Origin of the sequence: Thiorhodospira sibirica ATCC 700588 (assembly GCF_000227725.2) — a bacterium.
GTDB classification, from domain to species: Bacteria; Pseudomonadota; Gammaproteobacteria; order Ectothiorhodospirales; family Ectothiorhodospiraceae; genus Thiorhodospira; species Thiorhodospira sibirica.
Window position 1 is genome coordinate 241,388 of the sequence record NZ_MU255056.1, and the last position, 4,563, is coordinate 245,950.

A 4,563-nucleotide genomic window follows, 5' to 3' on the forward strand; every position below is an offset into this window, starting at 1 on the left:
GGCCATGAAGTCAACCGCAAGTGCGTGCAGCGACTGATGCGCCGGATGGGACTGGCGGCGATCGCGCCGGGCCCTCACACCCGCAGCCCGCACCCGCAGCACAAAGTCTATCCGTACCGGTTGCGTGGCATTCAGGTCATTCGGCCCAACCAGGCCTGCAGCACTGACATCACGTACGTGCGGCTAGCGCGAGGCTTTTGCGACCGGGTCGCGATCATCGACGGGTACAGCCGAAAGGTCTTGAGTGAGCGGCTCAGCAACACCATCGATGCGAGCTTTTGCCTCGACTGTCTTGAGGAAGCCCTGCGGCTGTACCGCCCTCCTGAAGTCTTCAACAGCGACCAAGGCGCTCAGAAAACGGCGGAGCCATTCACCAGCGTGCTCAAGCGTGAAGGCATGACGATCAGCATCGATGGCCGAGGGCGAGCCTTTCACAACATCTTCGTAGAGCGGCTCTGGCGAACGGTGAAGCATGAGGACACCGACCTCAAAGGCGACGCTGACCTGCGTGAGGTGACTCTTGGGCTACTGGAAGACTTCTCATTTTACAACGAAGAGCGCCCGCACCAAGCACAGGCCGACGAGACGCCAGCAACGGTCTACAGGACCCGGCAGGGAGGAGGTGCATTGATCGTAGACAAATACGGCCCGGGGCGGTGACGCCTACCGACGGTGAATCTGCGGCATCAGGGCAGCGCTGTGCAGCTGAGAGTGAGGGGCAGGCGATAACTTTAACTCGGCCATTTTTTGTCTTGACAATGGGGTCTACCTCATATGATAAAGGACTTGAATTTCTGCAGCCGGTTTAGGATAGTCTCGAACGGCTTCCCGCAAATTTTCTGTGATATTGATTGCTTCGCAATGTCATCTTCACCAAGGACTGGGCGGGGGTTTTCTACCCCGTTTAGGCCTCACCATCTATCCACTGACTCTGCTGAAGAGCCAATTTTTTCGAGATACGATCACATGGGACGAACTATTATGTTCAAGAAAAATGCCTTAAACATTGGACTGAAAACCGCTTTATTGCCGGGGGTGTTGGTAATCCTGCTGTTGTCCACGCTGTCAACGCATGCGCAGTTCGTGCGCACTGGCGCGATTCTCTTTCAAGACGATCTGAGCCAGGAACGCATCGGTGATTTTCCTTCCCGCTGGGATCTGGTGCGGGGCACCATCGAAGTCGCCCATCACGACGGCACGCCGGTCATTGCTTTCATGCGATCTGATACGCAAGTGCGCCCGCGTCTCGAAGGCGATGGCCTGCCGAGTACATTTTCTCTGGAAATGGACTATCTAATGAACCATTTCAGGCAACACAGCTATGAAATCCGTTTCATGGATGGCAACGGGAGACGCTCCGCTACCCTGTATTTCAATGGCGAGAGAGCCTCCCTATCCACGCGCCAAGACAGCCAGATTGCCGAGGGTAACACCCCGTTTACCAGTGCGACCTTTCAACCGGGCTGGCGACAGTTGGCACTGTCTTTTGAGGAGGGACACCTACGGCTCTTCATCGACGATCAGCGGGTGCTCAATGTCCCCCGTGTGAACGCAGAGCTGCACAGCTTCGTCATTCGCGGGGGCAGGCCAACGAACGCGCAACCCGACACCAATGCTTTCATCAGGAACCTGATTCTGGCCGAGGGCGGCATCTCTATCTATGAACAGGTGATCTCGCAAGGCAGCTTTACCACGAATGACATCCACTTTGATGTCAACCGGGCAGAGATTAAACCTGAGTCCATGCCGATCATCCGTCAGATCTTTCACCTGCTGCAAGACCATCCCGACCTGCGGTTTTCCATTGAGGGACATACCGACAGCGATGGCAGCGAAAGCCTGAACCAGCAACTTTCGCAGCAGCGATCCGAAAGCGTCATGGGCAAGCTCGTTGAGATGGGTATCGCGCAGAATCGCCTGACGGCTAAAGGTTGGGGGGATTCCAGACCTATCGCTGACAACAGCATCGCCGAGGGTAAGGCCAAGAATCGACGGGTTGAATTCGTCGTGCAATGAAAGCGCGTTTTGGCGTCATCGATACCGGTCACGCAAACCACGCGAGCAGGCTGCGAGCGCATTTCATAGACGGTGTCGTCACACATTCCAGGTGCCGCTTTAAAATCAGCGGCACCTGGGTCAGGCTGCCCAGGGCTTTCAAGGTGACTTCTTCTCCCTTGCTGCCAGCAGGCGAGCGACAGAGACGTGCGGCTTGGTTCGATCGTGGGATCGCTGCGGTGCAGGTTTCTTCGGACCCCGCTTCGCCTTGTGGTAGCGGCTCAGTTTGGTCCGCTCGGCCTGCGCTAGGAGCCAGGCAGCGAAGTCCACAACGGCCAAGGTGTGGAAGACCGTCCAGTCCTCTGAATCGACAATCTCACAGAGGCTCTCTGCCGTATTGCTGATGTGTCTGGCCATGTAGTAGCCAGAAAGGTTGTCAGCCTCCTCGCCGTGCGCTACACGCAACGCCGCCTTGGCCACGGAGAGCACATTGTAGGTAATGACTGCGCAGGCGAACGCGAAGAGTGCTGCCGGCGGATGGGCCAAGGTGTCGACCTCGCAGCGTAACGCCTTGGTTAAATGCAGGAAGGCGGTCTCAACGCACCAACGTTCGAGGTACAGGTCCGCCAGGTAGACGGCATCGGCGCTCTGCGCCGGGACGGTGGTGAAGAGGTCAATTCGATCATCACCGTCGCGCGTCGGCTCGTTCAAGCGGATCCGAATCCGCCGCAACCGGACTCTGCGACCCTCTTTGCCGGTCAACTCCACCCACTGCTCGGCCACCGATCCAGTCTCGGTTTGACCAATTTCTCTCATCGGCTCGAGGGGGTCGAAGCGTACCTGCTCGTGGGCACGGATCAAGAAATAACCACCTCGGTCGACCACCCCCCGGAGAAAGCCATGGGTGCAGAAGTTGCGATCCGCCAACCACAGATCATCGGGCTCCACATCCGCTAGCCCCGCGCCTAGTAGTGCCCGCTCCTGCGTGTAGGCATCTTCGCAAGGATAGAGCGCAATGATCAGTTCCTTGGGCGGATCGAAGACGGCTAAAGTCTTGCCCGGCAGCGGGGCAGCCTTGTGGGTGGCGAGTCTCTTTGAGCCGGTGCTCACGGGGCGCCCAGACAGTTGCCCGTCGAGTACTTTGACACGAAAGCCCGGTAGGAGCGGCTCACGGGCACCATCCAACTCATCGATCAGCGCACTGGCCTGCTCGGCGCCGTAGGTCACCCACTGGGCCGACGTCTCTATGCTCAGTCCATTCAACTTGTTGTAGACTGAGGTCACTGAAACGGGGATCGACTCTTTGTCCGCTGGGTAGGCGGCATATATTGATGTCTGTTGCCGCAGCACCACTTTGGTCATCAGTCTAAAAAGACTATAAAACAGCAAGTTGCGAGTATATTGCTGCTCTGAGTTGGCATCAAACCACGCATCAAGCTTGACCGGGTCAAGGCAGCGCTCGAATAGGGCGCGGATCATGACGGGGAACGCTCGGCGAAGCGGCGCAAAATCGGGGAGAGTTCGATCATGGGAAGCAGGCCCTCGTTGGCGGTCACATCGACATCCAGCCCTCTCTGCGGATGCGGCGGAGCTGCTGCATCTTCCGGTGTGACGATCTCAGTGGGCATGCGCGTCCTACGACATGCTGTAGCGCCGACCGCCATCATCCAGCATAGATCCTAACCCGGAAGCACTGGTGCCTGCGAGTTGAACGTCTAGCTTTGATTTTATTTCACCTTGAAAGGCTTGGGGGAATCAACCCACCGTTTGCGTACGGCTTTGAGCCTCCCGGTCGCCCTCATGTTGAGGGTGATCAACCTTCTCAAAGAGGTGTGCGCCATGAAAACATCCACAGAGCTATCCCTTACCCCGCTTACGATGTCCTCGCGGGAGATTGCCGAGTTGACCGGCAAGCGTCATCCTGATGTCAAGCGTGATATTCAAGTCATGTTTCGGCAGCTTGAAGACAATGCCAGCAGATTTGCTCATATCTATTTTGATAGCCAAAATCGTCAGCAAATCGAGTACTTACTGCCCCGGCGTGAATGTGAGATCCTCATCACCGGCTACGACATCAAACGCCGGGCGGCGGTGATTGATCGCTGGTACGAACTGGAAAGCGGCCAGGCCCAGCCGCGTTATGCCACCCCGCCAGACCCCGACCCGCTGCATCGCCCTGACTTCATCCGCGCTTACATCCGCATCACCGCCTTAAACCTCTGTCTGGACCATCTCTCGCTTAAGGAACCACTGATCAATTCGGTTGCGCGCAGCTGAGGGGGCTCAGAGTGATTCAATCACCCCATTGGCGATCATTTTCTGACCACTTCATGTGGTCCTGTTTCCCTGGCAGCCGGGTTATCCGGCTGCCAGGGCAGATTCAAGGCGTACTGGCCCCATCAACTTGGCCTTCGCATCGTGTCGCCAGCACAAGGTTGGCCAATCCGAACAGGCTGAAAAGTTGCGCCTGGTGCTTGGCCAGCCCCTGGTTGCGCACCTTCCGGTAGCAAAAGAGGTTCTTGATGACATGAAACGGATGCTCGCTTTGGCCTTCTCGATCGCCAGCAG

The 4,563-nt window shown here is 57.2% G+C and carries 5 protein-coding genes and 1 pseudogene; 3 read left to right on the forward strand and 3 right to left on the reverse strand.

Going from position 1 to position 4,563, the window contains the following annotated elements:
- A partial coding sequence (locus THISIDRAFT_RS01270; protein ID WP_006788790.1) for a DDE-type integrase/transposase/recombinase occupies window positions 1-660 on the forward strand: 660 nt, incomplete at its 5' end.
- Between the two features lie 306 nt (window positions 661-966).
- The gene (locus THISIDRAFT_RS01275; protein WP_159098546.1) at window positions 967-2,016 is read left to right on the forward strand and encodes an OmpA family protein; all 1,050 of its coding nucleotides are present in this window, start codon (window positions 967-969) and stop codon (window positions 2,014-2,016) included.
- Window positions 2,017-2,154: 138 nt separating this feature from the next.
- On the opposite strand, the gene THISIDRAFT_RS01280 is transcribed toward THISIDRAFT_RS01275, so the two are convergent.
- Entirely contained in the window at window positions 2,155-3,474 is a 1,320-nt protein-coding gene (locus THISIDRAFT_RS01280; protein ID WP_246585298.1) for a transposase, read from the reverse strand.
- Window positions 3,471-3,623 carry a hypothetical protein gene (locus THISIDRAFT_RS01285; protein ID WP_006787667.1) on the reverse strand — a complete coding sequence of 51 codons (153 nt, stop codon included), beginning with the start codon at window positions 3,621-3,623 and terminating at the stop codon, window positions 3,471-3,473. Before THISIDRAFT_RS01285 ends, THISIDRAFT_RS01280 begins: the two co-directional genes overlap by 4 nt.
- A gap of 211 nt (window positions 3,624-3,834) precedes the next feature.
- Here THISIDRAFT_RS01285 and THISIDRAFT_RS01290 point away from each other — a divergent pair, with 211 nt between their 5' ends.
- Entirely contained in the window at window positions 3,835-4,272 is a 438-nt protein-coding gene (locus tag THISIDRAFT_RS01290) for a Rha family transcriptional regulator (protein WP_006788856.1), read from the forward strand.
- 103 nt (window positions 4,273-4,375) lie between these two features.
- Here THISIDRAFT_RS01290 and THISIDRAFT_RS01295 read toward each other — a convergent pair.
- Window positions 4,376-4,563 (reverse strand): annotated as a pseudogene (locus tag THISIDRAFT_RS01295) (hypothetical protein); the annotation flags it as partial.

Bases quoted from the DNA above. Each gene is read 5' to 3' on its own strand.
- THISIDRAFT_RS01275 (WP_159098546.1), top strand. From the start codon at position 967: ATGGGACGAACTATTATGTTCAAGAAAAATGCCTTAAACATTGGACTG.
- THISIDRAFT_RS01285 (WP_006787667.1), bottom strand. From the start codon at position 3,623: ATGCCCACTGAGATCGTCACACCGGAAGATGCAGCAGCTCCGCCGCAT.
- THISIDRAFT_RS01290 (WP_006788856.1), top strand. From the start codon at position 3,835: ATGAAAACATCCACAGAGCTATCCCTTACCCCGCTTACGATGTCCTCG.
- THISIDRAFT_RS01280 (WP_246585298.1), bottom strand. From the start codon at position 3,474: ATGATCCGCGCCCTATTCGAGCGCTGCCTTGACCCGGTCAAGCTTGAT.